This window comes from Microcystis protocystis FBCC-A270 (assembly GCF_050500235.1).
Lineage (GTDB): Bacteria > Cyanobacteriota > Cyanobacteriia > Cyanobacteriales > Microcystaceae > Microcystis > Microcystis ichthyoblabe_A.
This window is the reverse complement of record NZ_CP191407.1, coordinates 1113343-1137692: the sequence shown is the minus strand read 5'-3', so window position 1 is coordinate 1137692 and position 24350 is coordinate 1113343. Positions and strand designations below refer to the sequence as shown.

Here is a 24350-nt window from a genome sequence, read left to right as displayed (position 1 = left end):
GTTAAAACTTGCAACATAACTTAACAATGTGTTACACTTCTTAACATAAGCATACAAAAGGAGCCTCCCCATGACTGCCCGCGGCTACACCACCGAAGAACAAGGAAGACTGAATAATTTTGCTGTTGAACCGAAAATGTACGTTGATAGTTCTAGCAGTCTCGGTTTTACCAAAAAAGCTGAAAAATTGAATGGCAGACTAGCTATGATTGGCTTTGTCTCTCTTTTAGCCATTGAATTGTTAACTGGTAAAGGAATTATTGCTTGGATTACCAGTCTCTAAGAATTAACAATCCTGTCGCGCTGTTCGGGGAGTTCAGTCCCCGTCCCGACGGGTTGGTTTAGATGGCGTAAATGCCCTCAAAAACAGCTTTAGCAGGACCTGTCATGTAAACCCGGTTATCGGTGTCCGACCAGTGAATCTGAAGACAACCACCGGGCAGTTCCACGGTACAATGGCGATCGCATTTAGCCGTTGACACGGCCGCCACCACCACAGCACAAGCACCAGTACCGCAAGCGAGAGTAATTCCCGCTCCTCTCTCCCAGACACGCATCTTCATATAATCCGGCCCAATTACCTCCACAAACTCCACATTAGTCCGTTGGGGAAAAACCGGATGATGCTCAAATTTTTGACCGATAGTTTCTAGGGGAATAGAGGCCAGATCATCCACAAAAGTGACACAGTGGGGATTACCCATACTAACGCAAGTAATTAACCAATCTTTGCCTTCCACCTCTAGGGGAACCGCGAGGACTTTTTCTGACCCCTTCACCAAAGTGGTGGGGATTTCACTGCCTAGTAATTGCGGCGGTCCCATATCAACCGTTACCTGTTCATTAGCCTCTAAACGAGGAATAATCGTTCCTGCTAGAGTATGAATGCGATAGGTGCGGCCAATGGCGTTGTTAGCCTCTAAACGGGCGATAAATTGGGCTAGACAGCGAATACCGTTACCACACATTTCTGGTTCCGAACCATCAGAGTTAAAAATTCTCATGGTGTAGTCGGTTGCTGCTTGGCCGGGAAGCACAAAAATCACGCCATCAGCACCGATACCAAAATGTCGATCGCACATAGCCACGGCTATTTCTGGTGTGATCAGGGGTTCGGGACTGTGACGGTTATCTATCAAAATAAAATCATTGCCCAGGCCTTGATATTTGGTGAAGGGGATTTTCATCGTCAATAAAAGCTACTCAACAGGAATAATAGAGGATGAACACCTCATCGATAAACTCATTATGTCTCAATTCGATCCTGGTCTGCCGAGTATTAAACAAGTACAGAGCTATATTCAAGAGAAACGGGAAGTAGAAATTAAGTTAAGCACCGATGATCTGCTCGTTGGTCGCATCCTTTGGCAAGATGCTAACTGTTTATACCTAGTCGATCACTACGATAAACCCACTTTAATTTGGCAACAGTCTCTAGTTTATTTAAGACCTAAAGCCTAGGGGGAAATTGGCGATATTTGGCTGTGGGATGCGTCCCGGACGCATCAAAAATTCAGTGCCAAGGATATAGCTTTTGAGTAAATGTAACGTCAGTTGGGGTTAAGGAGATTTGGCCATGACTTCTAGCAAATAATCAGGTAGGCTGGCGAGGATAGCATCAGAATTTCAGTTGCTGGAAAATTTGGGTTAAATTGCCCAATCAAGAAAGTCAGAGAGGGAGCATCTCACCTTTGTAACCTCTAAATCAGGTTTTTATGTCAAGCTATTTTGAAAGCCTTGCTAGAAACCAGTTTTAGGTACAAGTATAATTACTCACTTGCATAAATGAGATGCTCCCAGTCAGAGAGTCAGAGAGGCCAACATAGCGATCGCAATTCAACTTCAGGTAGAGATTGCCGCTCAGAGAAAAAAGAATAAGGGACTTGCGTGGGAATAATATCCCAGCCAGACAATCGCTCTGTAGAAGAATAAGACCAGCCCTAAATGGTACATTATCAAAGCGCAAGTCCCTAAGCAGATTGTGTGCTAACAATTTGGTACACTGCTGTACATAACCTGTTATATTCTTGGGCAAAACGAATCCACCGCCATTGTTATGCTAGAAAATCAGGTCATGGCAGATGCCGCCTCTAATGAGCAGATACCTACTCTAGAATTATCGATCATCATGCCCTGTCTCAACGAGGCGGAAACCCTGGCCACCTGTATCGGCAAAGCGCGAGATTATCTGGAACGACACAAAATTGCGGGGGAGGTGCTAATCGCCGATAATGGCAGTAGCGATGGTTCCCAAGAAATTGCCACTAATTCAGGGGCGCGGGTGGTTACTATCCTAGAAAGGGGACTATGATCATGAGGGATTTGAATATGTGAGGACAGTTTATCTCTATTCGATATAGTAGTTACTATCGTCTAACCCAAGTTATTGCCAAAGTAATCTGAATTCGGTAAATATTATGCTAAAAAAACAATTATTGACGAGAATATTTTCCGAAGATATAAATAAATTATTCTTTGCTTGTGGGATTTTATCAATTATCATTATTAAGTTTTTTTTAATCAGAAACAGTGAAGTTTTAGGGCATCCAAGAGATTGCTTGCTCTATGCGTTAATGGCAGATCAGAATATTTGGTTCCCTACTAATAAAGCTAAGGCAATAATCGATTATATGCCAGGATATCCAATATTTATAATGGTTTCTAATTTTCTGAATTTTCCTCTAAGAATTAGTCATGAGATTTTTTACACTATCTCTAATATTTTATTGGTTTTTAGTTTTAGATTACTAAAAATCCCTCGATATATCTGCTTAGTCGTTTTTGCAATTTTAACTTTTCATATAACAACTTTTATGGTTTTCAATACTATTGTAACTGAAACAATAGCCATTAGCTTATATCATATCCTTTTGGCTTTAACCATCATAACTGTTATGTCAGAAAATTTAGCGAAGAAACTAATATTTTCTGTCCTTGGTGGATTGTGTTTAGGAATAATATTCATTACCCGTCCAGAGCAGATAGTGTTCTTGCTGAGTTACCTAGTTGTTTTTGTTATTCTTGTATTAAGAAATAGAATGAATATAGCAAGAGCTATTCGAGAAGCTTTGCCGATTTGTATTATTCCCATCGCTATAAGTTTATTAATTACTACATTTTTTACTTTATTAAATACTTTTTTTCTAGAATTACCGGCATTATCCATTGGTCAATCATCGGCTTTCAAAGAAACTTTTTCCCAGATTCAGAGTATAGATGATGGTCAAAATATCGATGATTTTGAGTTTGTCAATATAAATCGTAAACAATTAAAAATGGCTTATCAAGTGAGTCCAACGTTGAATCAAGTAAAATCTCTAATCGAAGAAGAATTAGCTAGGAAAGTTACTACACTCGGTGGAAAAGATACTAATATAGAAGTAACAATTGATTGGGTGCACTGGTCAACAATAGAAGCAATTAGAAGAAGCAATTTAACAGAAGACAGGAGTATGTATCAAGTTTTTACTCAAATTAATTCTGAACTGCAAGAGGCATTTAACTATCAAATAATTAACAGGAAAACTTTCTCTTTTGATCCTATAGATATAGGATTTTGGCTAAACAAATTTCCTCATTCATTAACTAAAATGAGTGGATATTTATTTTTGCCACGAGTCAGTAATAGATTCTTACAAAATACGGATGATCCTCGAGTAACTCCTGAAATGAGATCAATATTTAATCGAGTGGCACATCGTCGAACTTATCTAGTTAATCAACGAGATTTAAATAAAGACCTTATTTTCTATTTAAACCAGATCAGGATCACTCCTTTAATTCAGATCATCAATATTATTGGAATGATATCTTTTGTAATATTATTCGTCTATTACTTGATTAAACCTGTTCACTCCCAACTTCTTAATCAATATGTATTGATTATTTCTTTTGCCCTATCTATAATTTTACTGCGCTTATTTTTGTATGTTGCAGTCGATATGGCATTTTTCCCCGCAGCTTCACGTTATTTATTCCCCAGTAATCCATTGCTATCGGCACTATCAATTCTAAACTTATATGTTACAACTAAACTTTTAAGGTCATTTCGATTTTCAGCTTGATATAGCTAAGGTTTATTGCTCTGAAATCAAGATAAACTTCAGTTTTTAATTTTTCAGTATCATTTTCTCTGGGTTGCCAAATTTTTGCCCTAAGCTGTTCGTAATCTAAACCCCGTTGTTGGGATGCTGAAGGTCCTGTCTAGCTTAAGATAGCTTCGGAAATCTAGATAATGAACAGCCCACTTATTATAGGTTATTGGGGACAAAGACAAGCCAATCAATTAAGGCAGCACTATTGAGCAATCAAAAATTTGTTGTTACAAACGTCAATAATCCTGTTATACTCTTGGGCAAAAAGACTCCACCGCCATTGTTATGCTAGAAAATCAGGTCATGGCAGATGCCGCCTCTAATGAGCAGATACCTACTCTGGAATTATCGATCATCATGCCCTGTCTCAACGAGGCGGAAACCCTGGCCACCTGTATCGGCAAAGCGCGAGATTATCTGGAACGACACAAAATTGCGGGGGAGGTGCTAATCGCCGATAATGGCAGTAGCGATGGTTCCCGAGAAATTGCCACTAATTCAGGGGTGCGGGTGGTTCCCATCCCGGAAAGGGGTTATGGTAGCGCCCTGCGGGGGGGGATCGCCGCCGCCAAAGGTCAATATATTATTATGGGGGATGCCGATGATAGCTATGACTTTACTAATCTTTCGCCTTTCCTAGAAAAATTGCGACAGGGTTACGATTTGGTGATGGGCAATCGTTTTCAGGGGGGAATTAAACCAGGAGCGATGCCAGTATTGCATAAGCATCTGGGCAATCCTGTCTTGACTTGGTTAGGACGGTTATTTTTTGGCAGCCCCTGTGGTGATTTTCACTGTGGATTGCGCGGGTTTAGTAAACAGGCGATCGAACAATTGAACCTACGCACCACTGGCATGGAATTCGCCAGCGAGATGGTGGTGAAAGCATCCCTCTACGGTCTGAAAATTACCGAAGTACCAACCACTTTATCCCCTGACGGTCGTAGTCGTCCTCCCCACCTAAAAACTTGGCGCGATGGCTGGCGACATCTCCGATTTCTCTTAATGTATAGTCCTCGCTGGTTGTTTCTGTACCCTGGACTGGCTTTAATGTTTCTGGGATTTGTGGCGACGATTTGGTTTATTCCTCAACCGAAAGTTCACACCCTTCTCTATTCAGCCACAGCTTTGATTATTGGCTTTCAAATCGTCAGTTTTGCCGTCTTCACAAAAGCTTTTGCTATCAGCGAAGGTTTATTACCGGAAGACCGAAAATTAAGACGATTTTTACGTTATATTAATCTGGAGGTGGGATTGATCATTGGCGTAATTTTATTTTTACTAGGTATAGGCGGTTCGGTGTATGCTTTATATACTTGGAATGCACAACTTTATGGGGCTTTAGATCCAGCCGTGACCATGCGGATTGTCATTCCTTCCGTAACCGCTCTAGCGTTGGGAGTACAGGTGATTTTTTCCAGTTTCTTTTTAAGTGTTTTGCAACTGAAGAGAAAATAATTAACCTACCCGGAATTATACCTAGTTGTCTCTCACTTCTCTAGCCGCTCAGAAAACTTATGAACAGGAAAATCAATCCTTTTAATCAGGATACAAAAAATCAGTCCTACTCCGAACGATTGCTAAATAAACAGACAGCAAAATGGAAAGAAATATTGGATGTTCAAGCTCCTTACCGTTGGAATCTTCAGAGACTAAATTTAGGTTTTACTCTCGATATTGGTTGTGGAATAGGCCGTAATCTGATGAATCTGAAAGGAAATGGAATTGGTATTGACCACAATTTTCACTCAGTTGAAGTCTGCCGGGCTAGGGGCTTCATGGCTTTCACACCGGAGGAATTTCAACAGTCATCATTTGATGAACCAGAAAAATTTGATTCTATTTTATTAGCCCACGTCGCAGAACACATGAGTTATTTAGAGGTAATTAATTTACTTAATGACTATGTTTATTTGTTAAAAAATCATGGCAAATTAGTTATAATAACTCCTCAAGAAGCTGGTTTCAAGAGTGATGCAACCCATGTAGAATTTATGAATTTTGCTAAATTGAAAGCAATTGCTAGAGAACTTGATTCCAAAATTATTAAACAATACTCTTTCCCTTTTCCACGGATAGTGGGCAAATTATTTAAGTATAATGAATTTGTCTCTTTAAGTCAAAAAGAGAAATAAAATTACCAGAGCAAAGAATATGAGTAAACCTTGGCTGTCAGTTTTAATTCCCACTTACAATGGGGAAAAATATTTAGTAAAAGCCCTAAACTCTATTGCTATTCAAGATGATTTTGATATAGAGTGTCTGGCTATTGATGATGGTTCAACAGATGAAACCTTGGCAATACTCCAGTATTTTCAAACCAAAATTCCCCTAAAAATTGTTCAAAGGGAACCGCAAAAAAACTGGGTAGCTAATACTAATTATCTACTCAATATGGCCCGAGCCGATTATGTCTGTTTTTTACATCAAGATGATATGTGGCTAACCTGGAGATTGATGATTTTAAAAAAGCTAACCATTCAATTTCCCGAGGCCAATTTAATTCTTAATCCTTCTATATTTGTCAATATACAAGGGCAAAAATTAGGACTATGGCGATGTCCTCTACCTTCTTATCCAATAATGATTAGTTCGGAGCAGATGATTAGTAAATTGTTAGTGCAGAATTTTATCTCTATTCCCGCACCAATCTTTAAGAGAGAGATGGCTTTAAAAGTAGGTGGTTTGGATGAAAAACTATGGTACACGGCTGATTGGGATTTTTGGCTAAAATTAGCTCAAGATGGACAGATAATATACTATCCCAAGCCCTTATCGGTCTTTCGCATTCATTCTCATTCCCAAACCGTTACTCGTAGCTCTTATATCCAAGATTTTCGACAACAGTTAGAATCTGTTATAGATGAGCATCTAGAAGCATGGAATACTTCTAGTCAAACCAAGAGTAAAATTAGAAAAATTGCTAACTTCTCCATTGCTCATTGGCGTAATTTTATTTTTACTAGATATAGGCGGTTCAGTGTATGCTTTATACACTTGGAATGCTCGACTTTATGGAGCCTTATGTCCAGCCGTAGCCATGGGAATTGTCATTCCTTTCGTACCCGCTTTAGCCTTGGCAGTACGGGTGATTTTTTCCAGTTTCTTTTTAAGTGTTTTGGGACTAAAACAAAGATGAAAACAGCCGAAGATAAACTTATAGGGGGTTAACTAATTTTTATGCCGATAGGAACATTTGTTCGGAACTTGTTAGGTCCTTGGGAAAAACCAATTTCTGATATTTATCGAAACATTTTTATTGATCTAGCTGATTTAACTCATCAAATCCATAAATGGGTTAATCCTGAGATAATTCTAGAGTTAGGCTGTGGGGAAGGTGCTTTAACTGAACTTTTAGCGAGTGCCTATCCTAGTTCACATATTATAGGAATCGATATTACTCCTAGAGTAGGACGGATGTTTCAAGGAAATCTCGATCATGTTCGGTTTGAACAAAAATCAATTCAAGAATTCGTTGCAGAAACCCCCCAAAGTGTCGATTTAGTCGTCATTAGTGATGTTATGCACCATGTTCCTTGGTCAATGCATGAAGAATTCTTAACTTACGCTGGTAAATCCGTAAAACCTAACGGATATATTATTCTCAAGGATTGGTGTAAAAATAATTCACCGATCCATTATTTATGCTATCTATTTGAGCGGTATATTACTGGTGATAAGGTCAAGTATAAAACTACCAAACAATTTCGAGATATGATATATAAACTCTTTGGTAAACAATCGATTCTCCTTGAGTCTACCGTTCGTCCTTGGAAAAACAATATTGTTTTTCTAATTAAAATTTCTTCATAATAGTGTTATTTCAAAAAGTCTTTATGAATGATCATCTGTGGTTGTCCGTATTAATTCCCACTTATAATGGAGATAAGTATCTAAAGGATACTCTTAATTCAATCCTTGAACAAAATGAGAGAAACGTCGAGTATATTATCATTGATGATGGCTCTACTGATCGAACTTTATCTATTATCAAAAATTACGAGGATAAAATTCCTATCAAGCTTTTCGAGCGTAAAAGGATAGGCAATTGGGTTGCTAACACTAACTTCGCTTTACAGAATGCTTCGGGAGACTATGTATGTTTATTACATCAAGACGACTTATGGTTGAACAATCGTTTAAAAATAATCAAGAAAATCCTTAATGATTATCCAGATACCGACTTACTTTTACACCCTTCAATCTTTATCAATGACCGAGGGAAAAAGTTAGGTTTATGGACTTGTCCTTTACCAGCTTTTCCAAAATATGTTGATAGAGATATTTTAATCGAGAGCCTGTTGATTCAAAATTTTATCTCCATTCCTGCTCCAATTTTTAAAAGAGAAATTGCTTTACAGGTGGGGGGAATGAACGAAAAACTTTGGTATACAGCCGACTGGGATCTCTGGTTAAAAATCGCTTTTCATAAACGAGATGAAAAAATCATTTATTATCCTTATCCATTGAGTGCATTCCGCATTCATTCAAGCTCTCAAACCGTTGTCAGAAGCTCCAAAACTGGAGAGTTTTATAATCAATTGAATGTGGTTGCTCACGACTGTCTAGATAGATGGGACGTGTCAGCTTACAGAAAAAAAAGAATTCGATCACTTGCTGAATTCTCAATACAAGTGAATACTATTTTAGCGAGGATGGCGCATGGTAAAGGTTCTCGATTAGAGTTAATTAAGTTACTCCTATCGAGTTTTTCGCTTGGTTTTTTAGGAGTTTACAAATACTTACGATATTCGCGCATCCATGAGCGCATAATTGCTAGACTAAAAGCTAATATAATTTAGTAACGATTAGGTTTAACATGAAATTTATTGCGGTTAATCGTTTATTCAGAAGCTCATTTTTTAGGTTTTGCCTTGTGGGTGTCTTTTGTTCATTCCAAAATATACTAATTCTATACCTTTTAACCAATTACCTAAAATTGCATTACGTTCTCTCGATTTTCGTGCAAATGTTCTATGTAAATACATTGGGATTCTATCTGAATCGAAAATATACATTTACAGGACGAATAAAAATTGGAAGTATTTTGGGAGAATTAATCAAGTATCATGGGATCATGCTTTCTAGTTCTTTTGCGGTCGCTATCGCTATGTATTTCTTGGTTGATTTATTGAAAGTATGGTACTTGTACGCTTACATAATCCTTACTATACTAATGACTATTTATAATTTTATTGCCCATAAAAAATGGACTTTTAATCGAAAATAGTGGTCTTTATTGATTTTTTTTGCAATCAAAATTCCCAGATAATTCATTACCATTTTTCCTGATCAACCTATCAACTAAGCAAATGTCAAGCATCAATAACAATCACTCTAGTCCTCAATCTTTTATCTAATAAAGTAACAGTTAATATGGTTCTAAAGCTTATAGATGGCAAGAAATAATACTTTCTCTTGACTTTACTATTTATAATTGCCATGAAATTTTTTATGATTAGAAATAGTGAAATTCTAGGGCATCTAAAAGATTATTTAGGCTAGATCCTAATGGCAAATTAAAAATAGCAAGAAATCGACAATCATCCTAGCTCTTCGGGTATCCATATTAAAGGTAAAATACTTGTATAAAACGTACAAGTATTTTACCTTTAATAAGGTATTTATGCAGACAAAGAACTCGTATTTTGGCTCTTCTCGACTTTGTGTGATAATTTTTGCTTATGGAATCGTGAAATGTTGACGGAGAAAGACTTTTACGACTATTTTGCCGAAGAAACTATCAGTATAGGCTTCGTTTCCACACAGAAACCGGAAGAGCCGTATTTTTTAGAACTCACTCCTCTAAGAGAATTGATGCTTTCCAGAACCTTCTGGTTCAGTCTCAGCATCGTATTCTCCATTTTGTACAGTATCTTATTCTTACAAATCGCTTTCGGTAGCGAGTACAGCATTCAGGATGACGCACGCTGTAGTGTCGTTGAATTCCAGGAAAGAATAGGGCTGACTGGCTAGGATAAAATTAGGGTTTCGGCTTATCCCGAACTTAGGTTAGTATGGAGAAGGATTAAATACATTATCAGGACATCAACTGCCTCAATATGGTTTTACAGGAGTAGATAAAAAATGAACAACTTATCAAAAAGAAACATCATAAAAATTAGTTTAATAACATTTTTATGGCTGGCGGTGATTAACACTGGTCTCATCATGCGTGCAGATACTTTAGTCCGCTTAAGTATAACCCATACTATCTGGACGGGAGAGCCTGAAGTTCAACTAGATACTAACCATAAGCCTCTCACTCGTATGGACAATAAAATTGGAATTATAGGTAGAGATGGTAAACGTTATTATACCTATGAAGTAGGTCAATCTTTATTAATGTTACCGGGGGATTGGCTAGGAACTACGATACATCAACTTATTCCCAGAATTCCCGAAGAGTTGAGCCGAAGATTTGTTGTTAACTGGTTAATTTTTCTCCCCATTAACATAGCAGTGGTGATTTCAGCTTACTATTTGTTGATTAAGCTAGAATTTAGCGAAAAAATAGCTACAATTTCTAGCCTGACTTGGTTGCTCACTACCACGGTTTTAAATTATGCTCAAAATAATCAACAAAATAATCAAGTTTTATTATTTGTTATTTTGGCTTATATTGCTATCTTTAATTATCTAAAAAATAACAAGATTATCAATATTTATTTAAGTGGAGTTGCTTTGGGCTGTGCTTTTTTAGTTAGAACCACCAGTATTATTCATATAGCAACTACTCTATTATTTTTGTTTGGTATTTTACTATATAAAAGAAAAAGTTGGCTGACTATATTACAGTCTCTTGCTATTTCGATATTAGGTGCTATTCCTGTTATGTTAATCAACCAATATTTTAACTTCCAAAGATTTGGAAAATTTTGGACGTTGAGGGTAATAGATATTGATACTATAAATACCGATCCTTTTTTGGAGGGTTTACCAAAACTGCCAGATAATTATCCAATGATTAATCACCCTTCGGTCGGAATATTAGGAGTATTATTTTCTCCAGCTAAAAGCATTTTCATATACGATCCACTGCTTCTACCTTGTTTAATGTTGACAGTTTATGTATGGAAAACATTATCTCCCTATCTTCGTGGCTATATATTGACAGCTTTATTGAATCTTATTCTCTTTACCTTAGCTACTAGCCGTTTTGATTTTTGGCATGGAGACTCTGCATGGGGAGCGCGCTACCAAGTCACTTCTATTCATCTATTATTGATTCCCCTAATCGCTCTCTTAATTCAGTATTTGTTATCCAATTTTCATTGGAGACGTTGGTTAATTATTACGGCCCTTATTATTGCTTTTATTATTCAAATAGCCTCCGTTAGTTTATCTTCTAATACAGAAGTCAGTAATCTAGGTATGATTTTCTTTGCTCCTCCCAAAACCCATCAAGAATTTCGACTAGGTAGTCGTTTTCGTAACATTACTTGTTTACTCACCTCCTCTTGGTGTATAGAGAGCTCAAATTCTCCTAAAGCTACACCATTAATTCAAAGAGTCGATTTATTTCCCTTTTTCTTTACTGATAAACGCAATTTAATTTTAGTTCCTTGGCTAGTTTTAGTAATTTTTACCCTAGTTATGACATGGCAATTCTACAAAACCGCCTAATTTGATAGCTTTTTACCATCCTCCGATGCTGCCGCTTCTAGGCTGGCAATTGCGGTTTCTGCCGTCAAAATGTCAGGAATATCAGTTAAACTGGCAGTTTGATAAACCTGTTCATTTCTAGTAAATAAATTGCTCATATCTTGAGAATAATTAGAAGCGATCGATAATAAAGCTCCAGCAAAAATATAGATAGGTAAAGGCAAAATAAACCCCTTGGCCCACTGATAAAATTCCACCAACAAAAATAACAAAACACAACCCACAACCCAAACTTTCATCGCACTTTTTTCCCCTATTTTTACAATAAAAGGTGAGCAAAAAGCCCACCTTTTATTTAACTAATTCCAGTAAGAATTTATTCAATCACGGGAGCGATTAACTCACGTCTTTCACTGGAAATTACTTTCACCTTATACCAATTCTCCAAAGTCTGACTACAGAAGTTTAATCGGGAGCATCCCACTTTTGCAATAAGCAATTGTACTTAGATGCGAAATACTTATATGGCAAGCCTTTTCGGGAGTTCATAGATTTTCAACGGTTCTCTAAATTGTGTGATTGGAACCAGAATCGTTACTACAAAAGCCTTCTTACCCTTCTGAGCATTTATACTCATTACATAATTGGGATGCTCCCAGTTTAATCCCCCTAAATCCCCCTTAAAAAGGGGAACTTAAAGGGGGATTTAAATTCGATGTGTAGTTTTCATTTAGAGAAATGGTATTACCTTCCTCATCGATATCGACCATGGCCGTATCCCCATCAGAAACCCGTCCGGAGAGAATTTCCTCAGCCAGAACATCTTCCAACAGACGCATAATCGCACGACGTAAGGGACAAGCAAGGTATTAAGTTTCCATCACTAAGTAGTCATGCAAAATAAATTTCCTAGTGAAAACAGGCAAGAGGCAATAGGCAAGAGGCAAAAGCTTTATCGAAATGTGTAATTAATTTTGCTTAGGTACTTACTACCCAATCACTAGGAAAAGTAGAGTGCTGATCAAGGCTGTGATCAAGAGGAGTCCCCAAATTTTCCAGAGCAATCCTTGCGCTTTGTTGGATTTAAGGGGCCAGAAATACACCCTACTGGCGAGAGCGGACTTACTGTACTTTTCCTCAGTTAAGCAACTTTGGGATCGAGAAAGACCAATGAAGCAACTAACACTGTCGATACGTTCAGCTAAACGAAACCTCAAAAAACTTTTTGGTTCTGCAAAGATGACCACACCACTATTTACACTAGGGTCAAAGACAAGAGAAGTAAATTGAACCAAAATGGAAAGAACAACCAAACCGCTAATTAACCATCGTTTGAGCCGATTAACTGATAACATCTCTAAGATTAGCAAAGCTATTAATGGGAGAAGCAGTAGTTGAACAGAGGTAACGTGATAACGAGCAGCCCAAGAACCATCTCCATGCCAGAAATCCATTGTACTGGTTAATATAATATGAAAGACAAGTGCGAAAATTGAGGAAATAAAATATATTCTTATATAAGGTGTTAATTTGTTAAATAAAATAATCCCCAATACTAAACATGGTAAAAGAAAGGGGTCGTAAATAAATATACTTTTAGCTGGTGAGAAGAGAACGCCGAGAATACCAACGTAGGGAGGGTGTATGAAAGGATAATTAGGGGGCAATTCTGGCAACCCTGAAAAGATTGCTCCATTGCGTATTTGCTCAATGCTCAAGGATGCTGCCGTTGTCCAAAAATCCCCAAAGCGTAAGTAATTAAATAATCTACTCACAAAAAAGAAGGGAAATAAGCCGACGTTCCAGAGTATGACTGTTTTAAAGATTTGATTCAGCTTGAAATTTTCATAAATTAGACAGCTAATTAGAAAACCAAAAACCGTGAGAGCATAAATGATAGTTGTCGAGCGAATTATAATAGCCGCTCCGATTGCCAATCCACTCAAAAAAACATAAGGTACTTTGTTAGTTTTAATATAAGCCAAAGCACAAGCATAACCTAAAATCACACAAAGTAGGACTGGATTATTTTGTTGAAAAGTTTGTGCATAGTGGAGAACGGTAGTACCTAGCAACCAAATCAAGCTGGCAGATGCCGCAATTTTCTCCTGAAAATCAAATAGTCTAAGTAACCAATAACAGGAGATAACAACTAATACATTTAGAGGGATAACTACAAGAAAACTAACCGCAAATTCTCTTAATAAATAAGGCTTAATACTAGGAAAAACTTTAGAGAGTTGGGTGCCAATCCAATCTGCGGGCAACATTAATAAGGATTGTCCTATATCATAAGCTTCATATCGTTTTCCATCTACTCCTAAAACACCAACATGGTCTAATCGAGAGGAAGGACGATAATTTGGGGGTAAAGAAACTTCTTCAGTTCCCGTCCACAGGGCATGGGCCATTCTTAGCCTAGCATCGGTATCTGGAGGTAAGTTGGCAGGATTGATTATTGTTATCCAGAGTAGGGCAATAAGAGCTAATTTTATGACTGTTTTCATGACCATCTATTTTTAGAAGCTGTTTGAAAAGTTATAGGGCGTTGCTGATTTTAAGTATCAATTTCCCTCTAGGCAATTTTTAAAACCTAGCACTAAGGTAACTTGTAGATAGGAGGCACAATTTAGTATTCATGTCTTGATTCAGCGATCCCGCTTTTTACTATCCTCTAATGCTGCCGCTTCTAGGCTGGTAATTGCGGTTTCTGCCGTCAAAATGTCAGGAATATCAGTTAAACTAGCAGTTTTATAAACCTGTTCATTTCTAGCAAATAAATTGCTCATATCTTGAGAATAATTAGAAGTGATCGATAATAAAGCTCCAGCAAAAATATAGAGAGGTAAAGGCAAAATAAACCCCTTGGCCCACTGATAAAATTCCACCAACAAAAATAACAAAACACAACCCACAACCCAAACTTTCATCGCACTTTTTTCCCCTATTTTTACGAGAAAAGGTGAGCAAAAAGCCCACCTTTTATTTAACTAATTCCAGTAAGAATTTATTCAATCACGGGAGCGATTAACTCACGTCTTTCACCGGAAATTACTTTCACCTTACCTTCCTCATCGATATCGACCATAGCCGTATCCCCACCAGAAACCCGTCCGGAGAGAATTTCCTCAGCCAGAACATCTTCCAATAGACGCATAATCGCACGACGTAAGGGACGAGCGCCGTAGGCCGGATTATAACCCTCCTCGATCAAGCGTTCTTTAAACTTATCGGTGACAGACAAAGTAATATTTTGTTCTGTCAGACGTTTAAACACATCCTTGAGCAGGATTTCGGCGATTTCCTTGACTTCTTCCTTATTGAGTTGACGGAAGACAATAATCTCATCGAGACGGTTGAGGAATTCCGGACGGAAATATTGTTTTAATTCCTCATTAACCAGCGATCGAATGCGATTATACTGGGCTTCGGCTTGATTATCGGCAAACTCGAAACCTAAACCACCGCCACCCTTCTCGATGACTTTAGAACCGATGTTCGAGGTCATGATCAACAGGGTATTTTTAAAGTCCACCGTGCGACCTTTGGCATCGGTCAAACGTCCATCTTCAAGGATTTGCAGAAGCATATTGAAGACATCGGGGTGAGCTTTTTCGATTTCGTCGAATAGCACCACCGTATAAGGACGACGACGCACCGCTTCCGTTAATTGTCCCCCTTCGTTGTAACCAACATAACCCGGAGGCGAACCGATTAACTTAGAAACCGTGTGCCGTTCCATGTATTCCGACATATCGAGACGGATCATCGCATCTTCGGAACCGAAGAAATAAGCGGCCAGAGCCTTAGTTAACTCGGTTTTACCTACCCCCGTTGGACCAGAGAAGATAAAGGAAGCAATGGGACGGTTGGGATTTTTTAGACCGACGCGAGCGCGACGAATGGCACGAGACACCGCTTTAACCGCGTCCTCTTGACCGATGAGACGCTGATGTAGGGTATCTTCCATGTGCAGCAGTTTCTCGGATTCGGTTTCGGTCAGTTTATTGACGGGAACCCCAGTCCAAGAAGCGACGATGTGAGCGATTTCCTCGGCATCCACAAAGGGTTCATCGTTGCCATCTTCGCCTTTTTTGGTGGAAGCGAGATTCCGGATCTGGGTTTTGATTTCCATTTCCCGATCGCGCAATTCCCCAGCTTTCTCGAAGTCTTGACCGCGCACCGCGTCATCTTTTTGTTTGAGAATTTGCCGCAGTTCCTTGTCTAATTCCTTGGCTGCCGGTGGCAATTGGGAATTAATCAAGCGCACTCTCGAACCAGCTTCATCGATTAAATCGATCGCTTTGTCCGGTAAGAAGCGATCGCTAATGTAGCGATCGGACAATTTCGCCGCCGCTTCCAGGGCCTCATCTAAGATTTTTAGTTTGTGGTGCTGTTCGTAGCGTTCCCGGAGACCGTAGAGAATTTCGATCGTTTCTTCTACGGAGGGTTCACCGACCATAACCGGTTGAAAACGTCTTTCTAGAGCCGCATCCCGTTCGATATGTTTGCGGTACTCATCCAAGGTCGTCGCCCCGATACATTGCAGTTCTCCTCGGGCCAAAGCCGGTTTGAGAATATTGGCCGCATCGATCGCCCCTTCGGCTGCCCCGGCACCGATGAGAGTGTGAACTTCATCGATCACAAGGACGACGTTACCCGCTTGGCGAATTTCGTCCATGATTTTTTTGAGGCGTTCCTCAAATTCGCCGCGATACTTGGTTCCCGCCACTAACAAGCCGATATCGAGGGTGACAACCCGTTTTTCTTCGAGAATGTCGGGAATATCCTTGTTAGCGATGCGTTGGGCTAATCCTTCTGCGATCGCTGTTTTACCTACCCCCGGTTCCCCGATTAGGACTGGGTTATTTTTGGTACGACGACCGAGAATTTGGATAACGCGCTCGATTTCCTTTTGCCGGCCGACCACGGGATCGAGTTTACCCTCGCTGGCCATTTGGGTGAGATTGGAACCGAATTCGTCAAGAGTGGGGGTTTTAGTGCGACCTTGGGAAGATGAACCAGCGGCCACTTCGGCGGTTTCCCCTAACATTCTGATCACCTGGGTGCGAACTTTCGAGAGATCCACGCCGAGATTTTCCAGAACCCTAGCGGCCACACCTTCCCCTTCGCGAATTAGTCCTAAAAGGAGATGTTCTGTGCCAATATAGTTATGGCCCAGTTGACGGGCTTCTTCGAGGGAGAGTTCTAAAACTCTTTTGGCTCTGGGGGTGAAGGGAATTTCCACGGCTACGAATCCGGAACCGCGACCGATGATTTTCTCCACCTCCACGCGCGCATCTTTGAGATTGACACCCATGGACTTGAGGACTTTGGCGGCAACTCCCGTTCCCTCTCCAATTAGTCCTAGTAAAATCTGCTCTGTTCCCACGAAGTTATGGCCAAGGCGGCGGGCTTCTTCTTGGGCGAGCATGATTACTTTAATGGCTTTTTCCGTAAATCTTTCAAACATAGCCTATCCATCACCTACACAAGCGACCCTAGATATGCTGATTTTAGCACGGCTTTTTAGTTTAGCTGTCTCTCAGTGATCAGTTATTGGGGAACGGCTATTAGTTATAGTGGTTATGGGGCTGAAGATTTTTTCTGGGGTCAATGGCTCTTAGCTGACTTGCGGAGATGCCCGGAATCTCCCAGATTATGGTTTTAGCCCCCCGGAAACCTGCTGATAAGTTGTTCACCCTTGCATAATCCCCTAAAGTCGTGGTCATTCCCATCTCTCGATCGCTCGACTATCGATCGCCCATTTTCAGGTCAAAACTCGAAGTATAAGCAGATTAAATATTACTACCTATTGACAAATGACTATATATGTTGTAGAGCGGGGTGACATACAGAAAGTTGACCCATATCGTTACTCTGGAGACTGTTATGCAGAAAGTTGACCTATAATATATAGTCAGGTCGCTTAGTATTTGAGTCATCACTATGTATGCCTAAACTAACGCTTCAAGTCCGAACCCATGACAACTTGTTAGAACTACTCGCTCAATCTGAATCGGGAGCTTGTCTGTATGGATATCGCAGCTACACTAAATGAAATTACAACTTTAAGTGTTGAGGATAGAATCCTTCTGGTTCAAGCGATTTGGGACAGTATTGCAGTGGAACAGGTGTATCCTGATTTAACCGAGGCGCAAAAACACGAACTCGATCAGCGGATTGAGGGTCATAATAATGATCCCGATAACGTCCTCACCTGGGAAGAGATGAAAGCATCAGTCAGAAAGCAAGCATGAAGTATGTACTGGTATTTCGTCCAGAAGTCCGTGACGACCTCAGCGATGCCTATGATTGGTATGAGAGTCAACAAGCTGGTTTGGGTGATGAATTTATTGATTGTGTAGATGACTTACTCAATCAGATCGGCATGATGCCAGAGTCTTATGCAATCGTTTATCTGGACATTCGACGAGCAGTCATCAGACGATTCCCATATGCTGTCTACTATCGAGTGATTTCAAGTCGGGTCGTTGTGACCGCAATTTTTCATGGTCGGCGTGATCCAAAGTCATGGCGATCGCGAACCTAACAACCCCAATGCACCGGACCATTGAGGTTATTGGTTAGCAATCTTGTAGGGTGCGTTCCCTAAGGCAACTTCTACCGCTTCAGCGATCGATTTTGGGGAACGCACCATGCACATTGATTGAAGTTGTGAGTCTAAGTGCGATGCAGCCTTTGTGGTCCCAGTTGGGGAATGTTAGCGAAGATTGCCAATGTTTAGGTTAAAATAGAGGGGCAAAAGTTGCAACGGGGTCAGGACAATGACAGTTAATCAACTCCGCTACAGCAAAGAAGAATTCGCCCGACGTGGTAATGAGATTTATCAATCTCAGGTGCGCCCCCAAGTCGAGGAAGGCAATCATGGGAAGATTGTAGCCATAGATATTGAAACAGGTGCTTTTGAGCTTGCCAATGACACAATAACTGCTTCTAATCGATTGCTTGAACGAAACCCTGATGCTCAAATCTGGCGTGTCCGAATTGGACATAAAGGCGTTCACCGCTTTGGCGTAGGTCGTCTGCTTTAACTTTATGATGAACGGAATTGTTGATCAAAACTGCGAGGCGAGGCTTAGGTTAGTCGTAAGCAATGAGAGTAAACAGAGGCAAGTAATTGATGCTGTTATTGATACAGGGTTCACAGGCTTTTTGACCTTACCTCTGACAGTGCGATCGCAATCTTGTAGGGTGCGTTCCCTAATGCAACTTCTACCGCTCCACTGATCGATTTTGGGGAACGCACCATGCTCATGGATTGAAACTGTGAGTCTAAGCCTCGTGGGTTGGGTTGAGCGAAACAATACTGGGGCGAAAATAGCTCAATTCGCTTGAAAAAGCGCAACCCAACCACCCCAAAGGTTACTCTTTATTGGGTTTCCTTGAGTCAACCCAACCTAAAATAATTGCTAAACTACTGCTATCATCCAAAGTTAGTGACGGCGGGTGAGTTCAAGCGTTAGACATTCAATCTACTTAAAGATCAGAGGCAGGCATTGACAATTAATGTAGGATTAGTTAGTATGATGAGCTAATCCTACTGGGCTGTCGTGGGCAGTTTAGGGCAATGAGTAAGAAAGTTAGCATAACCTTAGACGACGAAGTTTTGGACTTTGTAGATCGACTAGCAAGCAATCGTAGCCGCTTTATCAATGATGTTCTCTGGCAAGAGAAGAAAAGGGTTTTTATGAAAGAGCTAGAAGATGCTTATAAAGATCAGGCCAATGATCCAGAGATGCAAGCAGAAATTTCTGTCTGGGATATTGCAGTGGGCGATGGTCTAAATGCCTAATGGAAGACTAACCTATAAGCGAGGAGAGATATGGTGGGTCGATCTGAAACCCGTTGTTGGTTATGAAACCGATAAAGAACGCCCTTGCCTGATTTTACAAAACGATATTGGCAATCAAAATGGAACAACGACAATAGTTGCTCCATTGTTGCCTGGGAAAAGGACTTATCCTTTTGTTGTCAATATTACCCCGACAGTGCAGAATGGACTAGACGGAGATCGACACATCAACTTAAGTCAAATGAGGGCTGTAGATTCTCAAAGAATTAAGAATAAACAGGGTGTTTTAGAAGACGTTTATTGGCAAGAAATAGAGAAAGCAGTCTGTATTCAACTCGGTTTCAGTTTAGGTTTTAAGCCTTCATAGTGCGATGCCAAAGGCACTGCGTAGCAGAGCGCATCGCCTCGTGGGTTGAGTTGGGCGAAACAATACTGGGGCGAAAATAGCTCAATTCGCTTGAAAAAGCGCAACCCAACCCCCCCAAAGGTTACTCTTGGTTGGGTTTCCTTGGGTCAACCCAACTACAATAATTGCTGCTCTATTGATCTGATCACCCATTTTCAGGTCAAAACTCGAAGTATAAGTAGATTCAATATTACTACCTATTGACAAATTCTTGTATGTGTTTTACCATGACGTTTCTATTAGCAAAAAAGAACTTAAGATCATGGCTTACGATCTTAGCACAAGATTTACGTTCACGGCAGGTGCGGATTTGGCTTCCTCTCCAGAAGGTTGGCTTGTTCCGACTGATGTGACTGTCGATGCTTTGGCCGGCGGCGACCGCATTACTGGAACTACGCCTACAGGATCTGGTATCAGCGGCATCGGCCTCAACAGCAGGAGCACCCTCAACACCAGCAGCGGCAACGACCGAATCGAGGGTCGTAGTTTTGGTAGCGGCTACGGCATCAACAACTCTGGCACCATCAACACCGGTGGCACCGGCGCCGATGATGACAGCATCACGGGAGAGGGCTGGTGCGGCATCTACAACACCGGCACTATCCTCACCGGCAGCGGTAGGGATATCATTGGGGGAATTGCCACAGGGAGTGCATCTGGCATCTACCACTCTGGCAGAATCGACACCGGTGACGGTGACGACCACATTGCAGGAGTTAAAGATACATCTGTACGTAGTGGCGGCGACGGCATCCAAATCAACCGCGGCACTATCAACACTGGCACCGGCAACGACGCCATCAGAGGGTGGGGGCATTACTACGGCATCAGTAATGACGGTACTATCGACACTGGCACTGGCAACGACACCATTACAGGAGACGGTTATGGTGTCACGGCCGGCATCAACAACACTGGTGGCACCATCAATACTGGTGCTGGCAACGACAGTATCACAGGTGGCACTGAAAGTACGGGAACTGGTGCCATCCATGGCATCATCAACACCGGCACTATTGACACCGGTGCCGACAACGACACCATTATGGGAGCTGCTGGGGGATCTGACAGTTCCGGCATCTACAACAACAGCTTCAGGAACATCATCACTGGTAGCGGCGACGACCGTATCAGTGGATCTGGTCTCGCCTATGGCATCAGTAACCTGGGTACCATCAACACCGGCATCAGCAGTGGCACCATCGCCGATAACGACACCATCACAGGAACTGCAACGGCATCTGGCCCTGGTAGCTCTGGTATCACTAATAGCGGTGCCATCGAAACTGGCATCGGCTCCGACGAAATCGTGGGGACTGGTGGTATCCATGGCATCCTTACTTCCGGCAGCATCAATACTGGCATCGGCAACGACCGCATCACGGGAAATGGTCTCACCTATGGCATCTACAACAGTAGAACCATCAATACTGGTATCAGTGCTGGCAGCGGTGCCGATAACGACAGCATTACAGGAACTGCAACGGGAACTGGTATCACCTATGGCATCTACAACAGTGTTGGTTACACCATCAACACCGGCATCCGCAATGACACCATCACGGGATCTGCAACGGGAGCTGGTATGAACTATGGCATCTACAACAGTGGAACCATTGACACCAGCAGCGGCGACGACCGCATCACGGGAACTGGTAAAGCCTATGGCATCTACACCACCAGCGGTAACATCAATGCCGGCATCAGCATTGACACCAGCCCCGATAAAGACACCATCATAGGATCCGCAACGGGACCTGGCGGCACCGGCATCTACATTAGCACCGGTGTCACCATCAACACGGGCATCAGCGAGGACAACATCATCGGATCTGGCATGGGTTCTGGCAGCATCGGTATCTACAACGATGGCACCATTGATACAGGCAGTGACCGGGACTTAGTTGATGCCTTAATCGGTGGTTTCGCCGGAAGCGGTATAACGAATCTAGGTGCAGGCGATGACACCCTGAAAGGCTTCGGCAGAGGAACTTTTCAGGGAGGCAGCGGTCAAGATACGCTGGTTTTCAATCCTGGCACCTACACAATCACTGCCGGGGTGGGTGCGGGTAACTATGTAATCAACGGCATCATGAACGTTTCAGGCTTCGAGTTGTTCGGCCCAGGGGCTGATATCACCAGCTTTTCTGCTGCTGTAGCTGCAGGGTCGGTGAGGTTCTGATCATGGTACTCGTGACAACAGGAGAGATGACCCGAAAAGCTTGAAAAACAGGGAACCGGTTATGCCAACCACCTACGATTGCGATTTAATTCTCTGGGCCCGGGATACGGCTCAACTTTTGCGGGAACAACGCTGGGATGCCATTGACTGGGAGCATTTAATCGAGGAAATCGAGGATTTGGGGAAAAGTGAACGCAGTGCGATTGGTTCTCAAATGGAGCGAATTTTGCTTCATCTGCTCAAGTGGCAATATCAACCCCAACGGCACTCCGATAGTTGGCTGGATTCCATCAATGATGGGCGATCGCAAATTCGTCGCAAATTAGAGGATAGTCCCAGTTTACGCGGTTATCCCGCGCAAATTTTGGATAAGGAATACACCAGAGCGCGTCGAGAAGCCGCCAGACAAACAGGTTTAGTCCTCAGCATTTTTCCCGAGTTTTGTCCCTATACTATCGCGCAGGTGATCGAAGATTGGTTGCCCGGTGATAGCCCGGATTGAAGGTTAAATAATCCTAAATCTGGTTATTAAAGACTGATTATTTATTCTCCCTTTTGCATGAGTGCCTTTTGTCTGTCTTGATATGTAGCCTATACTCAACGGATTTAGTATAAGTTGTTCCCCATCTCTCGATCGCTTGACTATCGATCGCCCATTTTCAGACCAAAACTCGAAGTATAAGCAGATTAAATATTACTACCTATTGACAAATGAGTATATATGTTGTAAGACGGGGTGATATACAGGAAGTTGACCCCTATCGTTGCTCTGGAGACTGTTATGCAGAAAGTTTCTGTATAATATGTAGTTATACCGATTAGAGCCATGACCAGAGAAAGCCAAAAACTTTACGAGCTAAACGTAGTCAAGCTATTTCGTGATGCAGGAGGATTGAGCCACTACGCAGAACTGCACGTGCCAGATCACCTGGAAAGACCCGATATCATAGCAAGAATTGATTCTATTACGATTGGAATCGAAATCAGGAATCTATTCAATGACGAGAAAGAGGGGTCTGGCAGTCGCGAACGTAAGCGTCGTGGCATATATGAATCTGTAGTTAAAACTTGTTCCCACATTCATTCAAGGCGTAGCGACAAATGGATTGATGTCCAGGTATCCTTTAGCAGTTATCGTGATGCTGACCTGATCGCAAGGCGAGAAAGAAAAATAGCTGAGATGCTAGTGAAATTGGTTGAGAAGTATGATCCTAAAATTGGAGATTATTTCACCTTGCGTGCTGAAAAGTTGTGGGGGCCGGATTGGCCTGAAGAAATCGACTATGTTCGCGTAATGCGACTTGAAGGGGATCACCCCCCTCATTGGAGTTACACATATAGCTTTTGGGTCGGTGAAACAACAGACGAACTAATACAGAATGCGCTTGACGACAAAGAACGGAATATTCTGAAATGGCGTGATGGATTTGATGAGGCATTGCTTTTACTTGTCTTAGATGGCAGCGTCGGCGCAAGTATGCTTCGCCCGCATGAGCAGTTGATGAATAATGAGTATCTAAGCTCTTTTGATCGAGCCTGCGTCATGGAGTTCGATGGGAAGAGTTACAGAGAACTGCGTCTGCGAAGAGCTAAGGTATAACGCACTGCGATCGCAATCGCCGTAGGGTGCGTTCCCTAAGGCAACTTCTACCGCTCCAGCGATCGATTTTGGGGAACGCACCATGCACATTGATTGAAACTGTGAGTCTAAATGCGATGCCGCTCTTGTGGTCCCAGTTGGGGAATGTTAGCGAAGATTGCCAATGTTTAGGTTAAAATAGAGGGGCAAAAGTTGCAACGGGGTCAGGACAATGACAGTTAATCAACTCCGCTACAGCAAAGAAGAATTCGCCCGACGTGGTAAAGAGATTTATCAATCTCAGGTGCGCCCCCAAGTCGAGGAAGGCAATCATGGGAAGATTGTAGCCATAGATATTGAAACAGGGGCTTTTGAAGTAGCAAAAGACAGCCTCACAGCTTCCGATCAACTTTTAGCCCGATTGACCTATGCTCAAATTTGGTTCGTAAGAATCGGACATCGAGCAGTTCATCGAGTCGGTTTGATTGGGGCAAATTTATTTCAATGATTAATCAACTCTACGCTTGTTTTTGCACAATCTTCTCACTCAATTCTAGGAAGGTGGGACAATATTGGATTAATTACTAATAACTTAATATCTTATAGAGTTTTTCAAAAAGCTTGAGTTGGGTCAATGATCAGGAAACATAACTATTTTCTAACCAAAC

24 protein-coding genes and 3 pseudogenes are annotated in these 24350 nt (G+C 41.4%); 21 read left to right on the top strand and 6 right to left on the bottom strand.

Annotated elements, in window-relative coordinates; genetic code table 11:
* Nucleotides 1-70 precede the first annotated feature (70 nt).
* Nucleotides 71-283, top strand: a complete 213-nt coding sequence (locus tag ACQY1X_RS05555; protein ID WP_002732553.1) for a chlorophyll a/b-binding protein — start codon at nt 71-73, stop codon at nt 281-283.
* Nucleotides 284-341: 58 nt separating this feature from the next.
* Here the strand turns inward: ACQY1X_RS05555 and dapF are convergent, their stop codons facing one another.
* Nucleotides 342-1187, bottom strand: a complete 846-nt coding sequence (gene dapF / locus ACQY1X_RS05550; protein ID WP_430015463.1) for a diaminopimelate epimerase — start codon at nt 1185-1187, stop codon at nt 342-344.
* Nucleotides 1188-1248: 61 nt separating this feature from the next.
* On the opposite strand from dapF, the gene ACQY1X_RS05545 reads away from it, so the two are divergent.
* The 10 genes and pseudogenes from ACQY1X_RS05545 (at nt 1249) to ACQY1X_RS05500 (ending at nt 11720) form a co-directional block, all read left to right on the top strand.
* Nucleotides 1249-1461 (top strand): Hfq-related RNA-binding protein, encoded by a 213-nt coding sequence (locus ACQY1X_RS05545; protein ID WP_002733331.1) that lies wholly within the window; start codon nt 1249-1251, stop codon nt 1459-1461.
* A 595-nt stretch (nt 1462-2056) separates the two neighbouring features.
* Nucleotides 2057-2305, top strand: a pseudogene (locus ACQY1X_RS05540) (glycosyltransferase); the annotation flags it as partial.
* Between the two features lie 112 nt (nt 2306-2417).
* On the top strand, nt 2418-4064 hold the full coding sequence (locus tag ACQY1X_RS05535) for a hypothetical protein (protein ID WP_430014137.1): 1647 nt from the start codon (nt 2418-2420) through the stop codon (nt 4062-4064).
* 315 nt (nt 4065-4379) lie between these two features.
* Nucleotides 4380-5552 (top strand): glycosyltransferase family 2 protein, encoded by a 1173-nt coding sequence (locus ACQY1X_RS05530; protein WP_430015462.1) that lies wholly within the window; start codon nt 4380-4382, stop codon nt 5550-5552.
* A 59-nt stretch (nt 5553-5611) separates the two neighbouring features.
* Nucleotides 5612-6229 (top strand): class I SAM-dependent methyltransferase, encoded by a 618-nt coding sequence (locus ACQY1X_RS05525; RefSeq protein ID WP_004158845.1) that lies wholly within the window; start codon nt 5612-5614, stop codon nt 6227-6229.
* A 19-nt stretch (nt 6230-6248) separates the two neighbouring features.
* Nucleotides 6249-7265, top strand: coding sequence for a glycosyltransferase (locus tag ACQY1X_RS05520; protein WP_012268128.1), 1017 nt, complete (start codon nt 6249-6251; stop codon nt 7263-7265).
* 9 nt (nt 7266-7274) lie between these two features.
* A complete protein-coding gene (locus ACQY1X_RS05515; protein ID WP_004158847.1) occupies nt 7275-7907 on the top strand; it encodes a class I SAM-dependent methyltransferase in 633 nt (210 codons plus the stop codon).
* 23 nt (nt 7908-7930) lie between these two features.
* Nucleotides 7931-8896, top strand: coding sequence for a glycosyltransferase (locus ACQY1X_RS05510; RefSeq protein WP_430014135.1), 966 nt, complete (start codon nt 7931-7933; stop codon nt 8894-8896).
* 17 nt (nt 8897-8913) lie between these two features.
* Nucleotides 8914-9324: a GtrA family protein gene (locus tag ACQY1X_RS05505; RefSeq protein ID WP_043998691.1), complete on the top strand. Its 411-nt coding sequence runs from the start codon at nt 8914-8916 to the stop codon at nt 9322-9324.
* 857 nt (nt 9325-10181) lie between these two features.
* Nucleotides 10182-11720, top strand: coding sequence for a glycosyltransferase family 39 protein (locus tag ACQY1X_RS05500; protein ID WP_002731671.1), 1539 nt, complete (start codon nt 10182-10184; stop codon nt 11718-11720).
* Here the strand turns inward: ACQY1X_RS05500 and ACQY1X_RS05495 are convergent.
* The 5 genes and pseudogenes from ACQY1X_RS05495 to ACQY1X_RS05475 form a co-directional block, all read right to left on the bottom strand.
* Nucleotides 11717-11998 (bottom strand): hypothetical protein, encoded by a 282-nt coding sequence (locus tag ACQY1X_RS05495; protein WP_002733870.1) that lies wholly within the window; start codon nt 11996-11998, stop codon nt 11717-11719. The two genes, ACQY1X_RS05500 and ACQY1X_RS05495, sit on opposite strands and share 4 nt — an antisense overlap.
* Nucleotides 11999-12379: 381 nt before the next feature.
* Nucleotides 12380-12568: pseudogene (locus tag ACQY1X_RS05490) on the bottom strand (hypothetical protein); the annotation flags it as partial.
* A gap of 120 nt (nt 12569-12688) precedes the next feature.
* The gene (locus ACQY1X_RS05485) at nt 12689-14206 is read right to left on the bottom strand and encodes a glycosyltransferase family 39 protein (RefSeq protein WP_430014134.1); all 1518 of its coding nucleotides are present in this window, start codon (nt 14204-14206) and stop codon (nt 12689-12691) included.
* Between the two features lie 141 nt (nt 14207-14347).
* Nucleotides 14348-14629, bottom strand: coding sequence for a hypothetical protein (locus tag ACQY1X_RS05480; protein WP_430014133.1), 282 nt, complete (start codon nt 14627-14629; stop codon nt 14348-14350).
* A 77-nt stretch (nt 14630-14706) separates the two neighbouring features.
* Nucleotides 14707-17172 carry an ATP-dependent Clp protease ATP-binding subunit gene (locus tag ACQY1X_RS05475; protein WP_002777520.1) on the bottom strand — a complete coding sequence of 822 codons (2466 nt, stop codon included), beginning with the start codon at nt 17170-17172 and terminating at the stop codon, nt 14707-14709.
* Nucleotides 17173-17734: 562 nt separating this feature from the next.
* Between ACQY1X_RS05475 and ACQY1X_RS05470 the strand changes: the two genes are divergently transcribed.
* The 10 genes and pseudogenes from ACQY1X_RS05470 to ACQY1X_RS05425 all read left to right on the top strand — a co-directional run bounded on the left by ACQY1X_RS05470 (nt 17735) and on the right by ACQY1X_RS05425 (nt 24190).
* Nucleotides 17735-17959: an addiction module protein gene (locus ACQY1X_RS05470; protein ID WP_008199613.1), complete on the top strand. Its 225-nt coding sequence runs from the start codon at nt 17735-17737 to the stop codon at nt 17957-17959.
* The gene (locus ACQY1X_RS05465) at nt 17956-18252 is read left to right on the top strand and encodes a type II toxin-antitoxin system RelE/ParE family toxin (RefSeq protein WP_052275568.1); all 297 of its coding nucleotides are present in this window, start codon (nt 17956-17958) and stop codon (nt 18250-18252) included. Before ACQY1X_RS05470 ends, ACQY1X_RS05465 begins: the two co-directional genes overlap by 4 nt.
* 235 nt (nt 18253-18487) lie before the next feature.
* The gene (locus tag ACQY1X_RS05460) at nt 18488-18754 is read left to right on the top strand and encodes a hypothetical protein (protein WP_002733164.1); all 267 of its coding nucleotides are present in this window, start codon (nt 18488-18490) and stop codon (nt 18752-18754) included.
* 4 nt (nt 18755-18758) lie between these two features.
* Nucleotides 18759-18896: pseudogene (locus tag ACQY1X_RS05455) on the top strand (clan AA aspartic protease); the annotation flags it as partial.
* A gap of 394 nt (nt 18897-19290) precedes the next feature.
* Nucleotides 19291-19515: a type II toxin-antitoxin system MazE family antitoxin gene (mazE, locus tag ACQY1X_RS05450; RefSeq protein ID WP_004158853.1), complete on the top strand. Its 225-nt coding sequence runs from the start codon at nt 19291-19293 to the stop codon at nt 19513-19515.
* Nucleotides 19508-19882, top strand: coding sequence for a type II toxin-antitoxin system PemK/MazF family toxin (locus ACQY1X_RS05445; RefSeq protein WP_008199596.1), 375 nt, complete (start codon nt 19508-19510; stop codon nt 19880-19882). Before mazE ends, ACQY1X_RS05445 begins: the two co-directional genes overlap by 8 nt.
* 301 nt (nt 19883-20183) lie before the next feature.
* Nucleotides 20184-22103, top strand: a complete 1920-nt coding sequence (locus tag ACQY1X_RS05440; RefSeq protein WP_430014132.1) for a beta strand repeat-containing protein — start codon at nt 20184-20186, stop codon at nt 22101-22103.
* A gap of 61 nt (nt 22104-22164) precedes the next feature.
* On the top strand, nt 22165-22605 hold the full coding sequence (locus tag ACQY1X_RS05435) for a DUF29 domain-containing protein (protein ID WP_008199593.1): 441 nt from the start codon (nt 22165-22167) through the stop codon (nt 22603-22605).
* Between the two features lie 324 nt (nt 22606-22929).
* Nucleotides 22930-23703, top strand: coding sequence for a hypothetical protein (locus tag ACQY1X_RS05430; RefSeq protein WP_149978555.1), 774 nt, complete (start codon nt 22930-22932; stop codon nt 23701-23703).
* Between the two features lie 211 nt (nt 23704-23914).
* Nucleotides 23915-24190, top strand: coding sequence for a hypothetical protein (locus ACQY1X_RS05425; protein ID WP_002801699.1), 276 nt, complete (start codon nt 23915-23917; stop codon nt 24188-24190).
* The last annotated feature ends 160 nt before the right edge of the window (nt 24191-24350 follow it).

Excerpts from the sequence above, each read along its gene's own strand:
- ACQY1X_RS05555 (WP_002732553.1), top strand. The coding sequence starts at position 71 with ATGACTGCCCGCGGCTACACCACCGAAGAACAAGGAAGACTGAATAAT.
- dapF (WP_430015463.1), bottom strand. The coding sequence starts at position 1,187 with ATGAAAATCCCCTTCACCAAATATCAAGGCCTGGGCAATGATTTTATT.
- ACQY1X_RS05545 (WP_002733331.1), top strand. The coding sequence starts at position 1,249 with ATGTCTCAATTCGATCCTGGTCTGCCGAGTATTAAACAAGTACAGAGC.
- ACQY1X_RS05535 (WP_430014137.1), top strand. The coding sequence starts at position 2,418 with ATGCTAAAAAAACAATTATTGACGAGAATATTTTCCGAAGATATAAAT.
- ACQY1X_RS05530 (WP_430015462.1), top strand. The coding sequence starts at position 4,380 with ATGCTAGAAAATCAGGTCATGGCAGATGCCGCCTCTAATGAGCAGATA.
- ACQY1X_RS05525 (WP_004158845.1), top strand. The coding sequence starts at position 5,612 with ATGAACAGGAAAATCAATCCTTTTAATCAGGATACAAAAAATCAGTCC.
- ACQY1X_RS05520 (WP_012268128.1), top strand. The coding sequence starts at position 6,249 with ATGAGTAAACCTTGGCTGTCAGTTTTAATTCCCACTTACAATGGGGAA.
- ACQY1X_RS05515 (WP_004158847.1), top strand. The coding sequence starts at position 7,275 with ATGCCGATAGGAACATTTGTTCGGAACTTGTTAGGTCCTTGGGAAAAA.
- ACQY1X_RS05510 (WP_430014135.1), top strand. The coding sequence starts at position 7,931 with ATGAATGATCATCTGTGGTTGTCCGTATTAATTCCCACTTATAATGGA.
- ACQY1X_RS05505 (WP_043998691.1), top strand. The coding sequence starts at position 8,914 with ATGAAATTTATTGCGGTTAATCGTTTATTCAGAAGCTCATTTTTTAGG.
- ACQY1X_RS05500 (WP_002731671.1), top strand. The coding sequence starts at position 10,182 with ATGAACAACTTATCAAAAAGAAACATCATAAAAATTAGTTTAATAACA.
- ACQY1X_RS05495 (WP_002733870.1), bottom strand. The coding sequence starts at position 11,998 with ATGAAAGTTTGGGTTGTGGGTTGTGTTTTGTTATTTTTGTTGGTGGAA.
- ACQY1X_RS05485 (WP_430014134.1), bottom strand. The coding sequence starts at position 14,206 with ATGAAAACAGTCATAAAATTAGCTCTTATTGCCCTACTCTGGATAACA.
- ACQY1X_RS05480 (WP_430014133.1), bottom strand. The coding sequence starts at position 14,629 with ATGAAAGTTTGGGTTGTGGGTTGTGTTTTGTTATTTTTGTTGGTGGAA.
- ACQY1X_RS05475 (WP_002777520.1), bottom strand. The coding sequence starts at position 17,172 with ATGTTTGAAAGATTTACGGAAAAAGCCATTAAAGTAATCATGCTCGCC.
- ACQY1X_RS05470 (WP_008199613.1), top strand. The coding sequence starts at position 17,735 with ATGGATATCGCAGCTACACTAAATGAAATTACAACTTTAAGTGTTGAG.
- ACQY1X_RS05465 (WP_052275568.1), top strand. The coding sequence starts at position 17,956 with ATGAAGTATGTACTGGTATTTCGTCCAGAAGTCCGTGACGACCTCAGC.
- ACQY1X_RS05460 (WP_002733164.1), top strand. The coding sequence starts at position 18,488 with ATGACAGTTAATCAACTCCGCTACAGCAAAGAAGAATTCGCCCGACGT.
- mazE (WP_004158853.1), top strand. The coding sequence starts at position 19,291 with ATGAGTAAGAAAGTTAGCATAACCTTAGACGACGAAGTTTTGGACTTT.
- ACQY1X_RS05445 (WP_008199596.1), top strand. The coding sequence starts at position 19,508 with ATGCCTAATGGAAGACTAACCTATAAGCGAGGAGAGATATGGTGGGTC.
- ACQY1X_RS05440 (WP_430014132.1), top strand. The coding sequence starts at position 20,184 with ATGGCTTACGATCTTAGCACAAGATTTACGTTCACGGCAGGTGCGGAT.
- ACQY1X_RS05435 (WP_008199593.1), top strand. The coding sequence starts at position 22,165 with ATGCCAACCACCTACGATTGCGATTTAATTCTCTGGGCCCGGGATACG.
- ACQY1X_RS05430 (WP_149978555.1), top strand. The coding sequence starts at position 22,930 with ATGACCAGAGAAAGCCAAAAACTTTACGAGCTAAACGTAGTCAAGCTA.
- ACQY1X_RS05425 (WP_002801699.1), top strand. The coding sequence starts at position 23,915 with ATGACAGTTAATCAACTCCGCTACAGCAAAGAAGAATTCGCCCGACGT.